The sequence below is a fragment of the Micromonospora sp. NPDC048907 genome, assembly GCF_055586885.1.
In genome coordinates, this window is sequence record NZ_JBVJHI010000013.1 from 1 (window position 1) to 20,056 (window position 20,056).

Annotated in this window: 17 protein-coding genes and 2 pseudogenes; 9 read left to right on the forward strand and 10 right to left on the reverse strand. The window is 74.2% G+C overall.

Annotated features, from left to right (window positions below; genetic code table 11):
- Window positions 1-490: 490 nt before the first annotated feature.
- Window positions 491-1,492 (forward strand): NAD-dependent epimerase/dehydratase family protein, encoded by a 1,002-nt coding sequence (locus ACZ6PY_RS29625; RefSeq protein WP_466078353.1) that lies wholly within the window; start codon window positions 491-493, stop codon window positions 1,490-1,492.
- A 79-nt stretch (window positions 1,493-1,571) separates the two neighbouring features.
- Here the strand turns inward: ACZ6PY_RS29625 and ACZ6PY_RS29630 are convergent, their stop codons facing one another.
- The 5 genes from ACZ6PY_RS29630 to ACZ6PY_RS29650 all read right to left on the reverse strand — a co-directional run bounded on the left by ACZ6PY_RS29630 (window position 1,572) and on the right by ACZ6PY_RS29650 (window position 7,968).
- Window positions 1,572-2,579 carry an Acg family FMN-binding oxidoreductase gene (locus tag ACZ6PY_RS29630; RefSeq protein ID WP_466078573.1) on the reverse strand — a complete coding sequence of 336 codons (1,008 nt, stop codon included), beginning with the start codon at window positions 2,577-2,579 and terminating at the stop codon, window positions 1,572-1,574.
- A 209-nt stretch (window positions 2,580-2,788) separates the two neighbouring features.
- Window positions 2,789-3,655: a universal stress protein gene (locus tag ACZ6PY_RS29635; RefSeq protein WP_466078355.1), complete on the reverse strand. Its 867-nt coding sequence runs from the start codon at window positions 3,653-3,655 to the stop codon at window positions 2,789-2,791.
- A gap of 52 nt (window positions 3,656-3,707) precedes the next feature.
- The gene (locus tag ACZ6PY_RS29640; RefSeq protein WP_466078357.1) at window positions 3,708-6,110 is read right to left on the reverse strand and encodes a phosphoketolase family protein; all 2,403 of its coding nucleotides are present in this window, start codon (window positions 6,108-6,110) and stop codon (window positions 3,708-3,710) included.
- A gap of 128 nt (window positions 6,111-6,238) precedes the next feature.
- A complete protein-coding gene (locus ACZ6PY_RS29645) occupies window positions 6,239-7,072 on the reverse strand; it encodes a universal stress protein (RefSeq protein WP_466078359.1) in 834 nt (277 codons plus the stop codon).
- Between the two features lie 95 nt (window positions 7,073-7,167).
- Complete coding sequence (locus ACZ6PY_RS29650) at window positions 7,168-7,968, reverse strand: PP2C family protein-serine/threonine phosphatase (protein ID WP_466078362.1); 801 nt, start codon at window positions 7,966-7,968, stop codon at window positions 7,168-7,170.
- Between the two features lie 107 nt (window positions 7,969-8,075).
- On the opposite strand from ACZ6PY_RS29650, the gene ACZ6PY_RS29655 reads away from it, so the two are divergent.
- The 7 genes and pseudogenes from ACZ6PY_RS29655 to ACZ6PY_RS29685 all read left to right on the forward strand — a co-directional run bounded on the left by ACZ6PY_RS29655 (window position 8,076) and on the right by ACZ6PY_RS29685 (window position 13,390).
- Window positions 8,076-8,312 carry an HTH domain-containing protein gene (locus tag ACZ6PY_RS29655; RefSeq protein WP_089010418.1) on the forward strand — a complete coding sequence of 79 codons (237 nt, stop codon included), beginning with the start codon at window positions 8,076-8,078 and terminating at the stop codon, window positions 8,310-8,312.
- Window positions 8,312-8,515: pseudogene (locus ACZ6PY_RS29660) on the forward strand (Clp protease N-terminal domain-containing protein); the annotation flags it as partial. The gene ACZ6PY_RS29655 and the pseudogene ACZ6PY_RS29660, both read left to right, overlap by 1 nt.
- A gap of 168 nt (window positions 8,516-8,683) precedes the next feature.
- Window positions 8,684-8,872, forward strand: a pseudogene (locus ACZ6PY_RS29665) (Clp protease N-terminal domain-containing protein); the annotation flags it as partial.
- A gap of 131 nt (window positions 8,873-9,003) precedes the next feature.
- Window positions 9,004-10,011 (forward strand): diacylglycerol/lipid kinase family protein, encoded by a 1,008-nt coding sequence (locus ACZ6PY_RS29670; protein WP_466078365.1) that lies wholly within the window; start codon window positions 9,004-9,006, stop codon window positions 10,009-10,011.
- Window positions 10,004-11,005, forward strand: a complete 1,002-nt coding sequence (locus tag ACZ6PY_RS29675; RefSeq protein WP_466078368.1) for a YihY/virulence factor BrkB family protein — start codon at window positions 10,004-10,006, stop codon at window positions 11,003-11,005. The genes ACZ6PY_RS29670 and ACZ6PY_RS29675 overlap by 8 nt, the downstream gene beginning before the upstream one ends.
- A gap of 80 nt (window positions 11,006-11,085) precedes the next feature.
- Window positions 11,086-12,576, forward strand: a complete 1,491-nt coding sequence (locus tag ACZ6PY_RS29680) for a phosphatase PAP2 family protein (protein ID WP_466078371.1) — start codon at window positions 11,086-11,088, stop codon at window positions 12,574-12,576.
- Between the two features lie 10 nt (window positions 12,577-12,586).
- Window positions 12,587-13,390, forward strand: coding sequence for an endonuclease/exonuclease/phosphatase family protein (locus ACZ6PY_RS29685; protein ID WP_466078374.1), 804 nt, complete (start codon window positions 12,587-12,589; stop codon window positions 13,388-13,390).
- Window positions 13,391-13,550: 160 nt separating this feature from the next.
- On the opposite strand, the gene ACZ6PY_RS29690 is transcribed toward ACZ6PY_RS29685, so the two are convergent.
- Together ACZ6PY_RS29690 and ACZ6PY_RS29695 are read right to left on the reverse strand one after the other, a co-directional pair.
- A complete protein-coding gene (locus tag ACZ6PY_RS29690) occupies window positions 13,551-14,396 on the reverse strand; it encodes an alpha/beta fold hydrolase (RefSeq protein WP_466078377.1) in 846 nt (281 codons plus the stop codon).
- The gene (locus ACZ6PY_RS29695) at window positions 14,393-15,355 is read right to left on the reverse strand and encodes a TIGR03557 family F420-dependent LLM class oxidoreductase (protein WP_466078380.1); all 963 of its coding nucleotides are present in this window, start codon (window positions 15,353-15,355) and stop codon (window positions 14,393-14,395) included. The genes ACZ6PY_RS29690 and ACZ6PY_RS29695 overlap by 4 nt, the downstream gene beginning before the upstream one ends.
- 381 nt (window positions 15,356-15,736) lie before the next feature.
- Between ACZ6PY_RS29695 and ACZ6PY_RS29700 the strand changes: the two genes are divergently transcribed.
- Window positions 15,737-17,110, forward strand: coding sequence for a cellulase family glycosylhydrolase (locus ACZ6PY_RS29700; protein ID WP_466078383.1), 1,374 nt, complete (start codon window positions 15,737-15,739; stop codon window positions 17,108-17,110).
- A 146-nt stretch (window positions 17,111-17,256) separates the two neighbouring features.
- Here ACZ6PY_RS29700 and ACZ6PY_RS29705 read toward each other — a convergent pair whose 3' ends face one another.
- The 3 genes from ACZ6PY_RS29705 to ACZ6PY_RS29715 form a co-directional block, all read right to left on the reverse strand.
- Window positions 17,257-18,447 carry an RNA polymerase sigma factor gene (locus ACZ6PY_RS29705; RefSeq protein ID WP_466078386.1) on the reverse strand — a complete coding sequence of 397 codons (1,191 nt, stop codon included), beginning with the start codon at window positions 18,445-18,447 and terminating at the stop codon, window positions 17,257-17,259.
- A 66-nt stretch (window positions 18,448-18,513) separates the two neighbouring features.
- Window positions 18,514-18,906: a YciI family protein gene (locus tag ACZ6PY_RS29710; protein WP_466078576.1), complete on the reverse strand. Its 393-nt coding sequence runs from the start codon at window positions 18,904-18,906 to the stop codon at window positions 18,514-18,516.
- A 110-nt stretch (window positions 18,907-19,016) separates the two neighbouring features.
- Window positions 19,017-20,012 carry a polysaccharide deacetylase family protein gene (locus ACZ6PY_RS29715; RefSeq protein WP_466078389.1) on the reverse strand — a complete coding sequence of 332 codons (996 nt, stop codon included), beginning with the start codon at window positions 20,010-20,012 and terminating at the stop codon, window positions 19,017-19,019.
- Window positions 20,013-20,056 lie beyond the last annotated feature (44 nt).

Sequence of the window (20,056 nt, forward strand, 5' to 3'; positions counted from 1 at the left end):
CGGCTGTGCGCAAGCACCGTCAGGCGCTCAACAAAGTCTTGGGGGGATCATCCGGCGCACGGGGCGAAGGCCTCTTCGTCGCGCCGGGACCATGTCCAACGACCGGCCGGCCACCATCATTCCCGGCGGCCAGGCAGCCACCTCGACGGGTAGCGGGGCCGGTCACCCCGTCGGGCGGGGCCGTGGTCCTCGGTCGTGCACCGGGTACAGCGACCCCCACCCACCGGCCATTCCACCGCCGGGATGCCGCCGGTCACCCGCCGAACCGGACACCACACCCACCCGCGCACGGTCAGTGGAGCGCCATGGAGGTATCCGGGCGCCGGAGACATCCATAGCTCCACTCACCGCCGGAAGCCGGGCATGAAACGGACATAAACCCCAGAACCGCGACCATCCAGGGGTCAGGCGGGCGGCCTTCTGCCCTGGGCAGATCCGCTCACCGTGAACAGCGTTACCGGAGCCGGTGCCAGGCGGCAGGGTGGGACGCATGAGACTTCTGATGCTCGGTGGGACCGGATTCGTCGGCGGGGCCGTGGTGTCCGAGGCGGTACGCCGGGGCTGGTCGGTGACGGTGTTCAACCGGGGGCTGCACGGTGACGTGCCGGAGGGCGTACACCGGTTGCGGGGTGACCGCACCGCGGCGGACGGGCTGGCGGCCCTCGCGGGCGGCGAGTGGGACCTGGTGGTCGACACCTGGGACGGGGCGCCCCGGGCGGTCCGGGACGCGGCGCGCGCCCTGACCGGGGCCGTGCCGCACTACGTCTACGTCTCCAGCGGCTCGGTCTACGCGCCGCCGGTCGGGCTGGGCACGGGCGAGGACGCGCCGGTCGTCGCGGCCGAGGCGGACGCGGCCGACGGGGACTACCCGCAGAACAAGGCCGGCGGTGAGCGGGCCGCCGTGGAGGTGTTCGGCGACCGGGCCCTGCTGGTGCGGGCCGGGCTGATCCTCGGGCCGGGCGAGGACATCGGGCGGCTGCCCTGGTGGCTGCACCGGGTGGCCCGGGGCGGGGAGGTGCTCGCGCCCGGCCCGCGTGACCTGCCGGTGCAGTACGTCGACGCGCGGGACCTGGCGATCTGGCTGCTGGACCGCGGGGTCGAGGGCGCCGGCGGGGCGTACAACGTGGTCAGTCGGACCGGGCACACGACGATGGGCGAGCTGCTCGACGCGGCCGTGGCGGTGACCGGCGCGGACGCGACGCTGCGCTGGACGGAGCCGGACGCGCTCCTGGCGGCGGGCGTCGAGCCGTGGAACGACCTGCCGATCTGGGTCCCGCTCGGGCACGAGTACCGCTGGTTGCAGGAGCGGGACGTCGAGCGGGCGCACGCGGCGGGCCTGGTCTGCCGGCCGGCGGTCGAGACGGTCGCGGACACCTGGCGCTGGCTGCGCGAGGTCGGCCGGGTGCCGGCCCGGGCGGGACGCCCGGCGCGGGCGGCGGTCGGTCTGGCCCCGGAGCGGGAGGCGGCCCTCCTGGCCGCCCTGCCGGCCTGACGGCCGGCGCGGAACGCCGCCCCCGGCCGGTGTGCCGGCCGCCGGGCGATGCTCCCCGGTGGCCGGCGGGCCGAGATCGTCAGGAGAGCTGGTCGCGCACCGCCGAGGTGTCGACGGTCTGCGCGATCTCCAGCCGCGGGGTGTGCGGGGGGCCGGCGTGCGTCGGGTCGACCAGGCCGAGGCGCATCGAGATGTACGGGAAGCCCAGGCCGGACAGCATCTGCCGGAGCGTCTGGCGGGTGCTCTCGACCTCCACCACGCCGGACAGCGGCACCAGGGACACGCCGTGCCGGGTGGCGGTGAGCCAGGCGGCGGAGAGCGCCTCGCCGGCGTGCAGCCAGCTGTCCGGCTCGTCCTCGGCGCCCCAGAGGATCCCGTAGACGGCGGCCCGGTCGTGCCCGTGGCCCACGGGCAGGGTGCCGGGGCCGAAGTCGCGGGACGGAACGGTGGTCTCGGGGGCGCGCTCCGGCAGCACCTCCGGCGGCACCCCGGTGCCGGGGGCGGCCCGGCTGGTCCAGTAGGCCAGCTCCTCCTGCAGGTCCGGGCTGCCCTTCTCGACCGCCGCCGCCTGCTGGGCGGCAGCGGCCAGCTCGATCTTCTGGTCGTCGTCGAGCACCTGCAGGTTGGCGCCCTCCCGGGTGGCCGCCTGGTCGATCTCGCTCAGCACGGCCGTCGGGATCGGCTCGTCGCTGACCGGCCGGCGGTCGGTGCGCCGGACCTGCATGCACTGGACGGTGCGCATGGCGTCCGGATCGGCGCCGGCGGGCTTGAAGCCGGTCAGCCGGGCGAGCAGGTCGGGCTGGCCGGGGTCGGGCAGGCGCTCCACCACCGGCGTCCAGCCCTCGGCGGCCAGCGCCACCCGGGCGTGGTGCAGGGCGACGCCGCAGCTCAGCACCAGCAGCCGGCCCTCCGGGTCGAGGGCACTGAGGTGACGCTGCCGGACCAGGCGCAGCTCCAGCGCGTCGGGCAGCACCGTCCAGTGCCACGGCTGCGTGTTGTGCACCGAGGGAGCGTGGCCGGCCATCCCGGCGGCCTCCGCGAGCGCGGTGGTCAGCGGACGGTCCGTGGCCGGCGTCTCGTGGCTCATCGTCACGACCTCTCCTGTCTCCCCATCGTGGCCCAGGCCCGGGTCGTCCGGGTGGGCGTGCCCGCTCCATCCTCGGCCATGTCCGCGGTGGTCGCACGCGTCGCACGTCCCGCGCCCCTGGGCCCTTCGACCCGTCTGCACGCCGCGGCAGTTCCGGCGGCGGCAGTGCCGCCCTCGGTGGCGCCGTACCGGGCGAGGCCGGTGGGCGGTCAGCGTTCGCGGACCACGGCGACCGGGCACTGGGCGTGGTGGATGAGCTGTTGGCTGACCGAGCCGAGCAGCATCCCGCGCAGCCCGCCCCGGCCCCGGCTGCCGACCACCACGAGCTGTGCCGTCCGGCTCTCCTCGACCAGCAGCGCGGCGGGGTTGCCCGGGTTCGCCAGCACCTCGACCGGCACGTCCGGGAAGGACTCCCGCCAGGGGGCCAGGTCGGCCTCGACGGCCGCCCGCTCGGTGGCGGCGGCCTCCTCCGGGTCGAAGCCCGGCGGCACCCGCCCCTCGGCGGGCGGCTCCCACACCCGCAGCGCCCGCACGGGCACGTCGCGCTGCGCGGCCCGCTCGACGGCGAAGCCGAGCGCCTGCACCGAGGACGGCGAGCCGTCCGCGCCGACCACCACGGGCCCGGAGGTGACGGGCCGGCCGTCCCGGACCACGATGACCGGGCAGTGCGCGTGGGCGCTGACGGAGACGGCGGTGGAGCCGGCGAGCAGCCCGGCGAACCCGCCGTGGCCCCGGCTGCCCAGCACCAGCATGGCCACCTCGGCGGAACGCTCCTGGAGGACCAGCGCGGGCGGGCCGTCGAAGACCTCGCCCTGCACGGTCAGCCCGGGCCGGTCGGCGGCGGCGTCCGCCGCCGCCCGGCGGACCAGGTCCTCGACCTGCCGCCGGGCGGTCTCGTCGGGCCAGACGCCGGGGGCCACTCCGGGACCGATCCAGCCGGCCACCGTCAGCCACTCGAAGACGTACGCGAGCCGCACCGGCCGGCCCGAGCGGCCCGCCTCGTCCAGCGCCCAGTCCAGGGCCACCGACGCGTCGGCGGAGCCGTCGTAGCCGACCAGGATCTCGTCGCCGTTCACTGTGCTGGCCTTTCGTTCGCGACTGCGGGGCTCGCAGGCTCACTCCTCGCGCTCACTGTCCGCCCCGCACGCCCGGGTCGGTCTCCCGGATCCAGCGCCACTCGGCGACCCGGGGGTCGTCCTCGCCGTGCTGGCGGGTGTAGTCGCGGCAGGACTGCCGGAGGTCCACCATCTCCTGGCGGAGGTGGGCGGCGCGCGAGCGCAGGCCGGGCAGCCGGTCGATGACGTCGATGACCAGGTGGAAGCGGTCCAGGTCGTTGAGCATCACCATGTCGAACGGCGTGGTGGTGGTGCCCTCCTCCTTGTAGCCGCGGACGTGGAGGTTGTCGTGGTTGGTGCGGCGGTAGGTGAGGCGGTGGATCAGCCACGGGTAGCCGTGGTAGGCGAAGATGACCGGCTTGTCGCGGGTGAAGATGGTGTCGAACTCGCTGTCCGGCAGGCCGTGCGGGTGCTCCGAGGGCGGCTGCAGGCGCATCAGGTCGACCACGTTGACCACCCGGACCTTCAGGTCGGGCAGGTGCTGGCGGAGCAGGTCGGCCGCGGCCAGGGTCTCCAGGGTCGGCACGTCGCCGGCGCAGGCGAGCACCACGTCGGGCTCGCTGCCGTCGTCGGTGCTGGCCCAGGCCCAGATGCCCAGCCCGCGCCGGGTGTGCTGGATCGCCTCCTCCATGGTCAGCCAGTTGGGCGCGGGCTGCTTCCCGGCCACCACGACGTTGATGTACTGCCGGCTGCGCAGGCAGTGGTCCATGGTGGAGAGCAGCGTGTTGCCGTCCGGCGGCAGGTAGACCCGCACCACCTCGGCCTTCTTGTTGACCACGTGGTCGATGAAGCCCGGGTCCTGGTGGGAGAAGCCGTTGTGGTCCTGCCGCCAGACGTGGCTGGAGAGCAGGTAGTTCAGCGAGGCGACCGGGGCGCGCCACGGGATCTGCCGGGTCACCTTGAGCCACTTGGCGTGCTGGTTGACCATCGAGTCGACGATGTGGATGAACGCCTCGTAGCTGGTGAAGATCCCGTGCCGCCCGGTCAGCAGGTAGCCCTCCAGCCAGCCCTGGCACAGGTGCTCGGAGAGGACCTCCATGACCCGGCCGTCGGGGGAGAGGTGGTCGTCGCCGGGGAGCCGGCGGCCGACGAACGCGCGGTCGGTGACCTCGAAGGCGGCACCCAACCGGTTCGAGGCGACCTCGTCGGGGCCGAACAGTCGGAAGGTCTGCGGGTTGCGGGTGATCACGTCCCGGATCCACGGGCCCAGCGTGCCGGTGGCGCCGGCCATCGGCGAGCCCGGCTCCTTGACGTCGACCGCGTAGTCGCGGAAGTCCGGCAGCTCCAGGTCGCGCAGCAGGAGCCCGCCGTTGGCCACCGGGTTCGCGCTCATCCGCCGGTCGCCGCGCGGCGGCAGGTCGACCAGCTCGGCGACCGGCGCGCCGGTGGCGTCGAACAGCTCCTCCGGCCGGTAGCTGCGCAGCCACCGCTCCAGCTCGGCCAGGTGCGCCGGATTGTCGCGGACCCCGTCGATCGGCACCTGGTGGGCGCGGAACGTGCCCTCGACCTGCTTGCCGTCGACGTCCGCCGGCCCGGTCCAGCCCTTGGGCGTACGAAGGATGATCATGGGCCAGCGGGGGCGCCCGATCTCGCCGCCGGAGCGGGCCCGGCGCTGGATCTCGGCGATCTCGTCGACCGCCCGGTCCAGCGTGGCGGCGAGAGCCTGGTGCACCCGGGCCGGGTCGTCGCCCTCGACGACGTACGGCTGGTAGCCGAAGCCGCGCATCTGGTCGAGCAGGTCCTCGGCGGGGATCCGGTCGAGCACCGTCGGGTTGGCGATCTTGTAGCCGTTGAGGTGCAGGATCGGCAGCACCGCACCGTCCCGGGCCGGGTTGAGGAAGACGTTGGACAGCCAGCTCCCGGCCAGCGGCCCGGTCTCCGCCTCGCCGTCGCCGATCACGCAGGCGACCAGCAGGTCCGGATTGTCGAACGCGGCGCCGTACGCGTGGCTCAGCGCGTACCCCAGCTCGCCGCCCTCGTGGATCGAACCCGGCACCTCCGCCGCCACGTGGCTGGGGATGCCGCCGGGGAAGGAGAACTGGCGGAACAGCCGCTGCATGCCGGTCTCGTCGCGGGCGATGTGGTGGTAGAGCTCGCTGTAGGTGCCCTCCAGCCAGGTGTTCGCCACCAGGGCGGGGCCGCCGTGGCCCGGGCCGGTGATGAAGATGGCGGACAGGTCACGGCCGACGATGATCCGGTTGAGGTGCGCGTAGAGAAGGTTGAGGCCGGGGCTCGTGCCCCAGTGCCCCAGCAGCCGTGGCTTGATGTGCTCGGGCTTCAGCGGCTCACGCAGCAGCGGGTTGTCGAGCAGGTAGATCTGCCCGACCGTGAGGTAGTTCGCCGCCCGCCAGTAGGCGTCGAGCCGGCGCAGCTCGTCCTCGGTCAGTGGGCTGTGCACGTCCAGCGCGGTGTCCATGCTGCGTCAGCCTCTCGCGGCTCGGGGTCTTCTGCCACCCGGGAGCGGATCGGCCGCCCCCGGCACGTCCAGCCTGGTCCGTGGGCCGGCGGGTCGAGCAGGGCCGTGGGTCCCGGGCCGGGCAGGCGTCACGGCTCGTCCTCGTCGTCGGGGTCGAGTCCACGGACGACGATCACCGGGGCCGGCGAGTGGTAGAGCAGCGTCTGGCTGACCGCGCCCAGCATGCCCCGCAGCGGCTCGTCGCCGCGCGCCCCGACCAGCGCCACCTGCGCCGAGCGGGACTGTTCGACGAGGACGGCACCGGGGTCGCCGCGGACCGTGTGGCACTCGACGGCCACGCGGGGATGCCGGCTGCCGTACCGGGCGACGGCCTCGTCGAGCAGGCCGTCGTCGCCGTCGGGGTGGTCGTCGGGCTCCAGCACCCGGATGGCGAGCAGCCGGGCGCCCCGGCCCTCGGCGCAGTCGAGGGCGTACGCGAGGGTGGCGTAGGAGCTCTCCGACCCGTCGAAACCGACAAGCAGCGGCCCCTGCGGGGGCGGCTCGGCCCGGGCGACCAGCACCGGGCAACCGGCCCGGGCGGCGAGCTGCACCGACGGTGCGTTGGCCGGTACGCAGGACGGGCAGCCGGCCACGCCGCCGTCACCGACCGCCAGCAGGAAGGCCGAGTCGGAGGCGCGGACCAGCGCCTCGATCGGGTCGCCCTCGACGATCTCGTCGGTCACCGGCACCGCGGGCGCGGCCTCGGCGGCCACCCGGCCGGCCTGTTCCAGCAGTTCCTCGGCGGCGGCGCGCGGGCCGCTCACCGAGAACGACTCCAGGGCCGCCGCCCAGTTGAAGGCGTGCAGCAGGTGCAGCGGCCGGTCGTGCGCGGCGGCCTCCCCGGCGGCCGTCCGGACCAGCTGGAGGTCCTCCGCCGAGCTGCCCACGCCGACCACCACCGCGCCGTGGTTGGGTGCGGGCATCCCGGCTCACCTCCCGACCGCGATCTCCTCACCCACGGTAGTCGTGCGGGTGCCCGCGCGGACCGGGTCGGCGGAACTGGGGCCGGCGGGAGCGGTCAGCGGGGACCGGGCAGGGCCGGGTGGACGCGGACGATCACGGCGGTGGCGTTGTCCTCGCCGCCCTCGGTCAGGCTGGCGGCGAGCAGCGCCTGCGCGGTCCGGGCCGGGTCGCGGCGTGCGGCCAGCAGGTCGCGCAGCCGGTGGTAGCCGAGCTGGTCGCTCACCCCGTCGGTGCAGAGCAGCCAGGTGTCCCCGCTGCGCAGCGGCACGGCGAGCAGGTCCGGCTCGGGCTTGTCCGGGTGGCCGACGTAGCGCAGCAGCTGGTAGCGGGCCCGGGCCGCCTCCGGCGAGTCGGGTGGCCACCACCCGTGCAGCAGGCCGAGCCAGGCCATGGTGTGGTCGACGGTCACCAGTTCCAGCAGGCCGTCGCGCAGCCGGTACGCCCGCGAGTCGCCGAGCTGGACCAGCCAGCCCTGCCCGCCGTCGGGCTCGGCGACCAGGGCGGTGAGCGTGCAGCCGGTCAGCCCGGCGAGTCCCGCCCCGGCCCGGCGTACCCGGAGCTGGGTCTCGGCCGTCGCGGCGCGCAGCCGGGCGGCGTCGACGGCCGGCCAGCCGGCGCGGACCTGCGCCACGAAGGTGGTCATGGCGGTGGTGCCGGCGACCCGGCTGCCCTCGCCGTCGCCCATGCCGTCGGCGACCGCGGCCAGTGGGAGCTCCGGGTCGACGTGCAGCACGTCGAAGTTCTCCGCGTAGCGGTGCCCGACCACGCTGCCCCCGGCGATCTCCAGGGTGAGCCGGCCGACGGTCAGCCGGCGGGTGGCCTGGACCGGCTGGTCCAGCGGGCGGCGGCGGAACACCTGCGGACCGTAGCACCGGTCCGGGCCGCGGATCGGCAGGTCGCGGTGACGTGTCGGCCTGTCAACCGGGGTTGACAAGCGTGGCCCCGTCAACCTAAGTTGACAGCATGAGTCAGGCGACGGAACTCGCGGCGGCGGCCGGCAGCACCGACCCCAAGGTCGGGCTGCGGGCGGTGCTCGCCCTGCGCCGGCTGCTCGAACGGCTGGAGGTGGTCCAGGTGGACAACGCCCGACGGCAGGGCTGGTCCTGGCAGGAGATCGCCGACGCCCTCGAGGTCAGCCGGCAGGCGGTCCACAAGAAGCACGCCGGGCGGCCGGCGGTCCGCGGAAGCTGGGAGGCGTGATGTTCGAACGATTCACCGACCGGGCCCGCGCGGTGGTGCACCACGCGGTCGACGAGGCGCGCAGCGAGGGCCGGCGCCCGGTCGGCACCGAGCACCTGCTGCTCGGCGTGCTCGCCGACGGCGACAACCTGGCCGTCCGGGTGCTCTCGGCCGGCGGCATCCGGGCCGAGGACCTGCGCGCCGCCGTGGCCCGGCACACCGCGCACGGGGTCGACGGCCTCGGTGCGGCGGACGCGGCGGCGCTGCGCGAGATCGGCATCGACCTCGCCGCGATCGTCGCCCGGATCGAGGAGTCCTTCGGCCCGGACGCGCTGCGCGAGGCGGCGCCCGCGCCGCGCCGGTGGTGGGGCCGCCGCCCGGCGAACGGCCGGTTCTCACCCCGGGCCAAGAAGGTGCTGGAGCTGTCCCTGCGGGAGGCGTTGCGGCTGCGCCACCACCACATCGGCACCGAGCACATCCTGCTCGGCCTGCTGCGCGAGGGCAACGGGCTGGCCGCGCTGGTGCTCACCGAGGCCGGAGCGGACCTCGACGACCTGCGCCGCCGGGTCGAGGCGGCGCTGCGCACGGCGGCCTGACCGGACCCGGCCGGGCGCCGTCACGGGGCCGGCCGGGTTTCAAACCTGATTGCGGTCCTCGTGACGTCCGCCGCCGTCGGGTCGCCCAGCCGCCCCGCTTGCTGCACACTTGCGCCGTGGACGGTGGAGACGAGAAGCGCCCGTTGACCGCGGACAACCCGGCACCACGCTCTGCCGTGGTGGTCAATCCGGTCAAGGTGACCGATCTCGACGAGTTCCGCCGGACGGTGGACGGCGCCCTCGCCGCCGCCGGCTGGCCCGAGCCCGCCTGGTACGAGACGACGGTGGAGGACCCGGGCCGGGGCCAGACCGAGGCGGCCGTCGAGGCCGGCGCGGAGGTGGTCTTCGCCTGCGGCGGGGACGGCACCGTGATGGCCTGCGTGACCGCGCTGGCCGGCACCGACGTGGCGCTCGCCGTGCTGCCCCAGGGCACCGGCAACCTGCTCGCCGCCAACCTCGGGCTTTCCGGCGACCTCGCCGCCGGGCTGGAGATCGCCGTCGAGCGCGGCGTGCGGCGGCTCGACGTGGGCGCGGTCGGCGACCGGTGCTTCGCCGTGATGGCCGGGATGGGCTTCGACGCGCAGATGCTCGACTCCACCTCCGAGACGACCAAGAAGCGGTTCGGCTGGCCCGCCTACGTGGTGGGGGCGGCCAAGCACCTGCGGGACCGGCCCATGCGGGTCTCCATCCGGATCGACGGCGGGCCGCCGCTGCGCCGCCGGGCCCGCTCGGTCCTGGTCGGCAACGTCGGTCGGCTCCAGGGCGGGGTACGCCTGCTCACCGACGCCGAGCCGGACGACGGCTGGCTCGACGTGGCGGTGCTGACCCCGCGGACCCTCGGCCACTGGCTCGCCCTCGGCTGGGCGGTGCTGCGGCGGCGCGGCAGCGTGCCCCGGATGGAGGTGTTCCGGGGCCGCACCGTCGAGATCACCAGCAACCGGGCCCAGCCGCGGCAGCTCGACGGCGACCTCATCGAGCCCGGCCGGTCGCTCAAGGCCGAGATCCGTCCCGGGTCGCTCTGGCTCTGCGTGCCGCGGCCGGCGGGCCACCCGGACCTGTCGGTCGACGCCGACGCCGCCGCGCAGCGGGGCGAACGGCTGGTCGAGGAGGCGCGCCATGAGTAGCACCAAGCTCGTCCCCGAGACCCGGCTGATGGCGAAGGAGGAGCTGTCCGCCGACGACGCCTGGCACACCCTGCGTCGCCACGGCGGCTGGCGCCTGCTCCGGGACGCCTTCATCCGGTTCCGCTACGGCGACGGCTTCAGCCACTCCCGGGCCTTCGCGTTGCAGCTCTGCCTGGCCGTGGTGCCGTTCCTCATCGCCCTCACCGGCCTGATCACCGACCTGGGCGCCGACGAGGGCGGCAAGGTCGTCGCCGACACGGTGCTGGCGATCACCCCGGGCCAGAGCGAGTCGATGGTGCAGGAGCTGCTGGTCGACACCGAGCGCACCGAGGACGCCGGCGAACTGGCGCTGACCCTCGGCCTGCTGACCGGCCTGGTCGCGCTCACCACCACCATGGCGCAGATCGAGCGGGGCGCGAACCGGATCTACGGCGTCGAGCGGGACCGACCGGCCCTGTTCAAGTACCTGCGCGCGGCGATCCTCGCGCTGGTCGCCGGCGTGCCCGCGCTGGCCGGGTTCCTGATCCTGGTCGGCGGCCGGGCCATGGGCGACTCGGTACGGCGGCACTACGAGTGGGGCGACGTGGCCCACGGTGCCTGGGACGTGATCCGCTGGCCGCTCAGCCTCGGCCTGACCGTGCTCGCCGTGGCGGTGCTGTTCCGGCACGCCCCCCGGCGCAACCAGCCCGGCCTGTCCTGGCTCCTCTTCGGCGCCGGCATCGCCACCGCGCTCTGGTGGCTGGCCAGCCTGCTGCTCGCCGCCTACGTGAAGAACAGCGGCGGATTCGGGCAGACGTACGGCGCGCTGACCGGGATGATGGCCCTGCTGCTCTGGGCCAACCTGACCGGGATGGCGCTGTTCGGCGGGCTGGCCTTCGCCGCCCAGTTGGAGGCGATGCGGATCGGCGTGGAGGAACCCGCCCAGCCCGACCTCTGGGAGCCGGAGGCCGAGCGCGAGGAGCTCGTCGACACCGGGGACATGACCGCCCTCTGACGCCGCGCCGACCTCCCGAGCGTGTACGGGGGGCGCGAATCGGGTACAGCGCGCCTCGCAGAAGACAAGGGAGGTGCGGGGTGACCGCGGTCAAGGAGGCGACGCGCCGCCCGCTCGGCCATTTCGCCGAGCGGAGCGTGGCGGGGCTGTTCGTCGTGGCCGGCGCGGGCGTCGGGTTCGGCGTGCTGCTCATGCTCGTCCGGTTCCACTGGGGCCCGCTCTACCGCGCCGACCACGAGGCGGCCGAGTGGTTCAACGGCCTCGTGGCGCCGCACCACCCGCTGGTCACCGTGCTCCAGGCGGTCACCGACCTGGGCGGGCGGCCGGTGCTGATCTGGCTGGTCACCATCGCGGTGGTCGGCCTGCTGATCCGCCGCCGGTCCCGGCTGGCCGTCTACCTGATCATCACCGGGGTGGGCGGGCTGATCCTCGACCCGTCGCTCAAGGCGCTGGTCGGCCGGCTGCGCCCGGTGGTGGACGTGCCGGTGGCCAGCGCACCCGGCAACAGCTTCCCGAGCGGGCACGCGCTCGGCTCGTTCGTCGCGTACGGTGCGCTGCTGCTGGTGTTCCTGCCGGCGGTGCCGCCGCGCTGGCGCAAGCCGGCCATCGCCGTCGCCGGCCTGCTGGTCGTGCTCATCGGGCTGACCCGGATCGCGCTGGGCGTGCACTTCGTCTCGGACGTGCTCGGCGGCTGGCTGCTCGGGGCGGCCTGGCTGGGCGTCACCGCGTACGCCTTCCGGTTGTGGCGGCGCGAGCGCGGCCGGCCGGTGCCGCCGCTGACCGAGGGCCTGGAGCCGGAGGCGGGGGAGGAGATCACGCCCGCCCCGGCCGAGGAGCACGTGCTGGAGCATCCCCGCTCGTCGGTGGCCGAGCTGCTGGTCGGCTGGGTGCTCGTGTTCGGCGCCCTCTACGCCTTCGGCATGTACGTCAGCTACCACGCCAAGGGCACGATCTTCGACACCCTGGACACCCAGGTGCCGCGCTGGTTCGCCGACCGGCGCACCGACGCGCTCACCGACCTGAGCTGGTGGTGGAGCAAGTTCGGCGACACCCACGCCATCCTGCTCGTCTCGCTGGTGTTCTGCCCGATCGTGTTGGCGATCTGGCGGCGGTGGCGACCGGTGCTGTTCGTGGTGCTGGCGATGTTCGGCGAGCTGAGCCTGTTCCTGGCCACGGCCCGGGTGGTCGAGCGGCCGCGCCCGCCGGTGGAGAACCTGGACGGGCAGATGCCCACCTCGTCGTTCCCGTCCGGGCACATCGCGGCGACCATCTGCCTCTGGACGGCCATGGCGATCATCGTGCTGCCCCGCACCGACCGGTGGTGGCGCTGGCTCTTCGTGGCGCTGGCCGTGCTCATGCCGGTCGGGGTGGCCACCTCCCGGATGTACCGGGGCATGCACCACCCGACCGACTTCATGGGCGCGATCCTGCTCAGCGCGCTCTGGCTCACGCTGCTCTGGTGGGTGGTGCGCCCCAACGCGGACGTGCGCGAGGGCAACCGGCCGGCCATCGAGTCGGAGCAGGTGCACGAGCTGGACGACGAGCTGGCCCGGGCCGGCCGCGAGGAGTGATCAGGCGCCGATGCTGCGGGTCATGACCTGGAACATCCGGACCGGCGGGCGGGACCGTGACGGCACCGACCGCCGGGACCGGATCGTCGCCGTGGTCGCCGACCAGCGTCCCGACCTGCTGGCCCTGCAGGAGCTGCGCGGACTGCACACCGACGGCGGGCTGGCCGAGCTGGCGCAGCGGGTGGGCATGGTGCCGCACCTCGCCCGGTCCTGCTTCGGGCAGCCGGTGGCGGTGCTGGTCCGCCCGCCGCTGCGGGTGCTCCGCGCGGGCCGGGTACGCCGCCCATTCCACCACGCCGCGGCCCGGATCGAGGTGGCCACGGCGGACGGCCCGCTGACCGTGTTCAGCGCCCATCTGGACCCGTACTCGGGTGGGCGGCGGCGCATGGAGGCCGACTGGCTGGCGGTGGCCGTGCGGCGGGCCGCGGGAGACCTGACCCTGCTCGCCGGTGACCTGAACACCCTGGAGCCGGCCGTCGACCACGGCGCCCGGCTCGCCGGTCTGGACCCCCGGCACCGGCGGCGTCACCTGCGCCGCGACGGACGTACCGTCGACACCCGCGCGGTGGCCCGGCTGCTCGACGCGGGCCTGGTCGACCTCTGGCCGCACACGGGCGGGGGCGAGCCGGCCGGGCTGACCGTGCCGACCCGGCACGGCGGCGCCGAGTTCGCCGGGATGCGGCTGGACTACCTGCTCGCCACCCCGGCGCTGGCCGCGACGGCGCGCGCGGTCCGGGTGGTCCGCGGCGGCGACGCGGACCGCGCCTCCGACCACTACCCGGTCGTCGCCGACCTGGCGCTCGCGCCCGGCTGACCGCGACGGCGGCCGGCTCGCCCGGTGGCAACCCGTTCAGACGAGCAGGTTCAGCAGCACCGTCAGCACGATCGAGGCGACGATCGAGAAGAGGATCATCAGCAGGCAGCCGAGACCCCCGCCGAGGGGCCGGATCTCCGTGTTTCCGATGCGCATGGACTCACCTTCGCAGGACGGGCGCCAGCAGGTCGCGGATCGCGTCGGCAACCTGGCCGGGGGCGGTGGTGGCGACGTTGTGCGCGGCTCCCGGCACGGCTGCCGTCCGGCCGCCCGGGACCAGGCGGGCCGCCTCCACGCGCCAGCCGGCCGGGACGACCGGGTCCCGGCCGCCGGTCAGCACCAGGGTCGGCGCGGTGACCCGGACCAGGTCCGCCTCGATCGAGTTGCGCACCGAGTGGGACAGGGTGGCGAACACCCGCCAGGGGCGGGCGTCGAGGACATCGCGCAGCAGGATCGGGGCCTGCCACTTCGCCTCCCGCAGGGTGTCCAGCAGCCACCGCCCGACCTGACCGCGCCGGGAACGGGCGGCCGGGTCGCTGGTCGGGCCGGCCAGCACCAGCGCGCTCACCAGGTCGGGGCGGCGGGCGGCGAGCGCCGCGGCCACCTCCGCGCCGAACGAGTGGCCGAGCAGGCAGACCGGGCCCAGCCGGTACGCGGCCAGCCAGTCCGCCAGGAACGCGGCGTGCCGGGGCACGTCGTACGCCGTGCCGGGGCGCTCGGTCAGCCCGAAGCCGGGTAGGTCCGGCACGTACACGGGATGGGTGGCCGACAGGGCGACCGCCAGCGGGGTGAGGTAGCGGTGCGAGACGGCCAGGCCGTGCACCAGCACGACGGGCGGCCCGTCGCCGCCCGGGTCGGCCGACCGGCGGGTGTGCGTCCGCAGGCCGTCGACCAGCCGGAACTCGCTGGTCAGGCCCGCGGCCGGGTGGGGCGCGGCCAGGGCCAGCCGCAGCTCCGCCGGCCCGAAGCGTCCCGGTGGCGTGAGCCGGACCTCGCGACCGGTCACAGCTCGCGGAGCCGGGGCAGCAGTTCCTCCTGCGCCCAGTCCAGGAACATGGGCTGGCTGTCCCCGCCGACCTGGACCAGCGCCACGTGGGTGAACCCCGCGTCGACGAACTTCTTGAACGCCTCGACGTGCCGGTCCACGTCCGGCCCGCAGGAGATGCCCTCGGCCACGTCCTCCTCGCGGACGAACTGGGTGGCCGCGGCGAAGGCGTCCGGGCCGGGCAGGTCGGCGTTGACCTTCCAGCCCATGCCGAACCAGCGGAACTGGTCGTGCACGATCTTGCGGCACTCGGCCTCGTCGGGGCCGTAGCAGATGGCCACCTGCCCGTAGCGGGGGCGGCCCGCGCCGCCGGCCTCCTCGTACATCTCGACCAGGTGCGGCAACGGGTCGGTGGCGATCATGGCGTCGGCGTAGTCGGCGGCGAGGGTGGCGGACTGCCGGCCCGAGGCGGCCACGGCCATCGGCACCGGCCGTTCCGGCCGGTCCCAGACGTAGGCGTCGGGCACGTCGAAGTGGTTGCCGGAGAAGGTCAGCGTCTCGCCGTTGAGCAGCGGCCGGATGATCTGCAGCGCCTCCTCGAACATCTCGTGCCGCTGCTGCACGTGCGGCCACCCGCCCACCACGTGCTCGTTGAGGTTCTCCCCGGCACCGAGGCCCAGGGTGAACCGCCCGTCCGAGAGGACCCCGATCGTGCTGGCCTTCTGCGCCACCACCGCCGGGTGGTAGCGCCGGATCGGGCAGGTCACGAAGGAGAGCAGCTCGGCCCGGCTGGTGGCGTGGGCGACCGCGCCGAGCACCGACCAGGCGTACGGGGAGTGGCCCTGCGAGTCGAGCCAGGGGGAGTAGTGGTCGGACATGACGAGGTGGTCGAAGCCGGCGGCCTCGGCGCGGACGGCGTGGTCGACCAGCTGCTTGGGGCCGGCCTGCTCGCACATGAGGGTGTAGCCGACGTGGACCATGACACCTCTCCTTCCGGGCGGATCGTCACCGGATACCCCGCCCGGCGACGGTCAACCCTGGTGTCCGCTTCGCCGGCCGGGCTTCTTGACGCCGCTGAGGATGCTGCCTACAGTCCGGCTTAACCGGTTCAGACTCCGGTGGCGCACCATCCTGTGGTGGGGATGACCGCCCCTGCGGCGGCCCGTGGCGACATGGGCCGCCGCAGGCTTCCGGGCCGCACGGCCGATCTGCTTAACCGGTTGCCTTCCCCGTTCCATCGCCCTACGCTGATGCGTGCGTCCGCCGGAGTCGGGCGGCGGCTGCCGGGCTCAGCCGCCACGCCCTCGTCACCATCACCGCACCCCCACCTGGGCACGGGGGAGACCTCCCTGAGGACAGCCATGAAGAAGTTGCTCTCCGTCGCGGGCGCCGCCCTGCTGACGGTCCTGGCCGCCGTCTTCGCCTTCGGGCAGCCGGCCCACGCCGCCGCCGGTTTCTCCGTCGCGAACGGCCGGCTCTACGACGCCAACGGCACCGAGTTCGTCATGCGCGGGGTCAACCACGCGCACACCTGGTACCCGCAGCAGACCACCAGTTTCGCCAACATCAAGGCGCTCGGCGCGAACACCGTGCGGGTGGTGCTGGCCACTGGCGACCGCTGGCCGAAGAACACCGCCGCCGACGTCACCAACGTCATCTCGCTCTGCAAGGCCAACCGACTGATCTGTGTCCTGGAGGTGCACGACACCACCGGGTACGGCGAGCAGAGCGGCGCCATCACCCTGGACCGGGCGGTGGACTACTGGCTCAGCATCGCGAGCGCCCTCCAGGGCCAGGAGAAGTACGTCATCGTCAACATCGGCAACGAGCCGTACGGCAACCAGGGCTACGCCACCTGGGCCACCGACACGGCCAACGCCGTCAAGCGGCTGCGCGCCGGCGGCCTGACCCACACGATCATGGTGGACGCCCCGAACTGGGGCCAGGACTGGTCCTTCACCATGCGCGACAACGCCGCGTCTGTCTTCGCCGCCGACCCGCAGAAGAACACCCTCTTCTCGATCCACATGTACGGCGTCTTCGACACCGCCGCGGAGATCACCGACTACCTGGGCCGCTTCCGCACCGCCGGCCTGCCGATCGTGGTCGGCGAGTTCGGCTTCAACCACTCCGACGGCAACCCCGACGAGGACACCATCCTGGCCTACAGCCAGGCCAACGGGATCGGCTACCTCGGCTGGTCGTGGAGCGGCAACGGCGGCGGCGTCGAGTACCTCGACATGGTCACCAACTTCGACCCGAACCAGCTGACCACCTGGGGCCAGCGGATCTTCAACGGGGCGAACGGCATCAAGGCCACCGCCCGGGAGGCCTCGGTCTACGCCGGCACCTCACCGAGCCCGACCACGAGCCCCACGACGAGCCCGACGACCAGCCCGAGCCCGACGACCAGCCCGACGACCGCGCCGCCGCCCGGTGGCTGCACCGCCAGCTACACGATCGTCAACTCCTGGCAGGGCGGCTTCCAGGGTGAGGTCAGGGTGACCGCGGGCACGGCGGCGATCACCGGCTGGACGGCGAAGTGGACGTTCGCCAACGGCCAGACCGTCAGCCAGGCGTGGAACGCCACGGTCAGCGGCAGCGGCTCGGCGTACACCGCCCGCAACGTCGACTGGAACGGCCGGCTCGGCGCCGGGACCAGCACCTCGTTCGGCTTCATCGGCAGCTGGAACGGCAGCAACCCGGCCCCCGCGGTGACCTGCGCCGCGAGCTGAGGCACCACCGGTGGCCGGGTCCGCGCGGACCCGGCCACCACCCCTTTCCGGGTACGTCCGGCGTGATCGTTTCCTCTACCCGGCCCGGTGCTGGCCGCGCTCCTTGCCGGCCCGGGCCTCAGGCTGGCCGTCCACTGGCCGCCGGCTCAGCCCGGGTTCGCCAGGCGGGCGGCCCGCATCCGGAGGTACTCCTGCTCGGGGCGGCTGGTGGTGCGGCCGGCGGCGGCCCGGTAGTGCGCCACCGCCGCGTCCCGGTCCCCGGCCATCTCGTGCAGGTGGGCCCGCGCCGCGTCGAGCCGGTGGTGCTCGGTGAGCCGGGGATCGGCGGCCAGCGCGGCCAGGGCCGCCAGCCCGGCGGCCGGGCCGTGCACCATGGCGGTCGCCACCGCCCGGTTGAGCGACACCACCGGGCTCTCCGCCAGCCGCTCCAGCACCTCGTAGAGGGCGAGGATCTGCGGCCAGTCGGTCCGCCCGGCGGTCGGCGCCTCGTCGTGCAGGGCCGCGATGGCGGCCTGGATCTGGTACGGCCCGACCGGCCCCCGGGCCATGGCACGGGTGACCAGCGCGGTCCCCTCGGCGATCGCGGCGGCGTCCCACCGGGAGCGGTCCTGCTCGGCCAGGGAGATCAGCTCACCGGACGGGCCGGTGCGGGCGGCGGCCCGGGCCTCGGTGAGCAACATCAGGGCGAGCAGCCCGGCCACCTCGCTGTCGTCGGGCAGCAGCGCGTGCATGGCCCGGGTCAGCCGGATCGCCTCCTCGGAGAGGTCGACCCGGCGCAGGTCGTCGCCGAGGCTCGCGGTGTGCCCCTCGGTGAAGACCAGGTAGAGCACGTGCAGCACGGCGGCCAGCCGGGCCTGACGTTCCTCCGCCGCCGGCATCCGGAACGGCAGGCCGGAGGATCTGATGCGCTGCTTGGCCCGGCTGATCCGCTGCGCCATCGTGGCCTCGGGAACGAGGAAGGCGCGGGCGATCTCGGCGGTGCTGAGCCCGCCGACGGCGCGCAGGGTCAGCGCGATCGCCGACGCCGTGGAGAGCGTCGGGTGGCAGCAGAGGAAGAGCAGCACCAGGGTGTCGTCCCGGTCCGTGGTCAGCGGCTCGTCGGCGGCCGGTGCGGTCCGCCGGTCGTCACCGCCGCGCCGGGCGGCCCGGTCCTCCCGGTCCCGGCGGGCCGCCTCGCCGCGGACCAACTCGATCATCCGGCGGTACGCGACCTGCACCAGCCAGCCGCGCGGATTGTCGGGCAGCCCCTCGACGGGCCACTGCGTGGCCGCGGCCAGCAGCGCCTCCTGCACGGCGTCCTCGGCCGTGGCGAAGTCACCGAACCGGCGGGCGAGCACGCCGAGGACCTGCGGCGCCAGCTCGCGCAGCAGGTCCTCGACGGTGTGGTCCGGGATGCCCAGGGGTCACAGCTCCTGCGCTGGCGCCGACATGACGGGGTGCACCTCGATGGGCATGCCGAGGGGACGGCCACCGGGACCGGGCGCGGTGGAGATGTGCGCGGCGATCTCGACGGCCCGCTGCGGCGTCTCGCAGTCCACGATCCACCACCCGGCCAGGAATTCCTTGGTCTCGGCGAACGGCCCCTCGGTGACCACCGGCGCGCCGTTCTCGCCGGCCCGGACGATCCGCGCCTGCTGCGGCCCGCCCAGGCCCTCGGCCTGCACGAACTCCCCGTCGGCGACGAGCTTCGCGTTGACCTCGCCCATGAACCCGATGTGCGCCCGGATCTCCTCCGGCGTCCAGGTGTCGATCGAGGGGAAGTCGGTCCCGGCGGCGCTGAACTGCATCAGCAGCATGTACTTCACGATTGGCTCCTCACGCCCGAGCACCGATTGTCGGTGCTTCCACCCTCCGGTAGAAGCTGCCACCCCGCTCCTCGACATCCGTACAGAAGAAATTTCCGGCGTCAGCCGGCCGCGCAGGAGACGGTCGGCCAGGTCCGGTTGCCGTTGTGCTGGATGGTGACCCCGAAGGTGTTGCCGCTGCCGTTCGGCCGGCCGACCATCGTCTGGGCGTTGGACCAGGTGGCGTTGACGTTCCAGGTGGCGATGACCTTCGCGGGGCTCGGGATGTTCATGGTGACCGTCCAGGTGTTGGAGCCGGACACCGAGACGTTGAGGTTGTAGCGGTCGCTCCACTGCTGCCCGGCCGAGAGCGTCGCGGTGCAACTGCCCCCACCGCCACCGCCGCCCCCGCCACCGCCGTCGGGCGCCACGGCGCGGCCGGTCTGCGGGGAGATCATGCCGGCGCACAGGCCGCGGCTGGCCAGCCCCTGCGCGATACGGGGGATCGCCGCCAGCGTGTTGGCGGACCACTCGTGCATGAGGATGACCTGGCCGTTGGTCAGCCGGGCGTTGGCCTGCACGATCGCGTCGACGCTCGCCCCGTTCCAGTCCTGCGAGTCGACATCCCAGATGGTCTGGGTCAGGCCGTACCTGGCCAGGACCGACTGCAGTGTCGAGTTGGTCTCGCCGTACGGGGGACGGAACAGCCGGGGTGTGCCGCCGCCGGCGCTGGCGATGGCCTGCTGGGTCCGGGAGACCTCGGAGTCGATCTGCGACTGGCTCTGCTGGACCAGGTGCGGATGCGTGTAGCTGTGGTTACCGACCCACATGCCGGCGCTGACCTGCGCCCGCACCTGGGCGGGGTAGGCGGCCGCGTACTGGCCCTCGTTGAACATCGTGGCCCGCAGCCCGTTCTGCCGGAGCGCGTTGAGCAGGGCGGGGGTGTGGTCGTTGGACGGGCCGTCGTCGAACGTGAGCCCGACGTACCCGGTGCAGGCGGCGGCCCGGGCCGGGGCGGCCGCCACGGTGAGCGTGACGGCCAGGCTGCTCGCCGCGACCAGCGCGGCCGCGGCGAGTCCCGCGGCCAGGGATCGCTTCGACGGTGTTCTGCTCCACATGCGGCTGAGCCCTCCTCGTGGTGGCGGGTTGCCGGTCCTCGCAT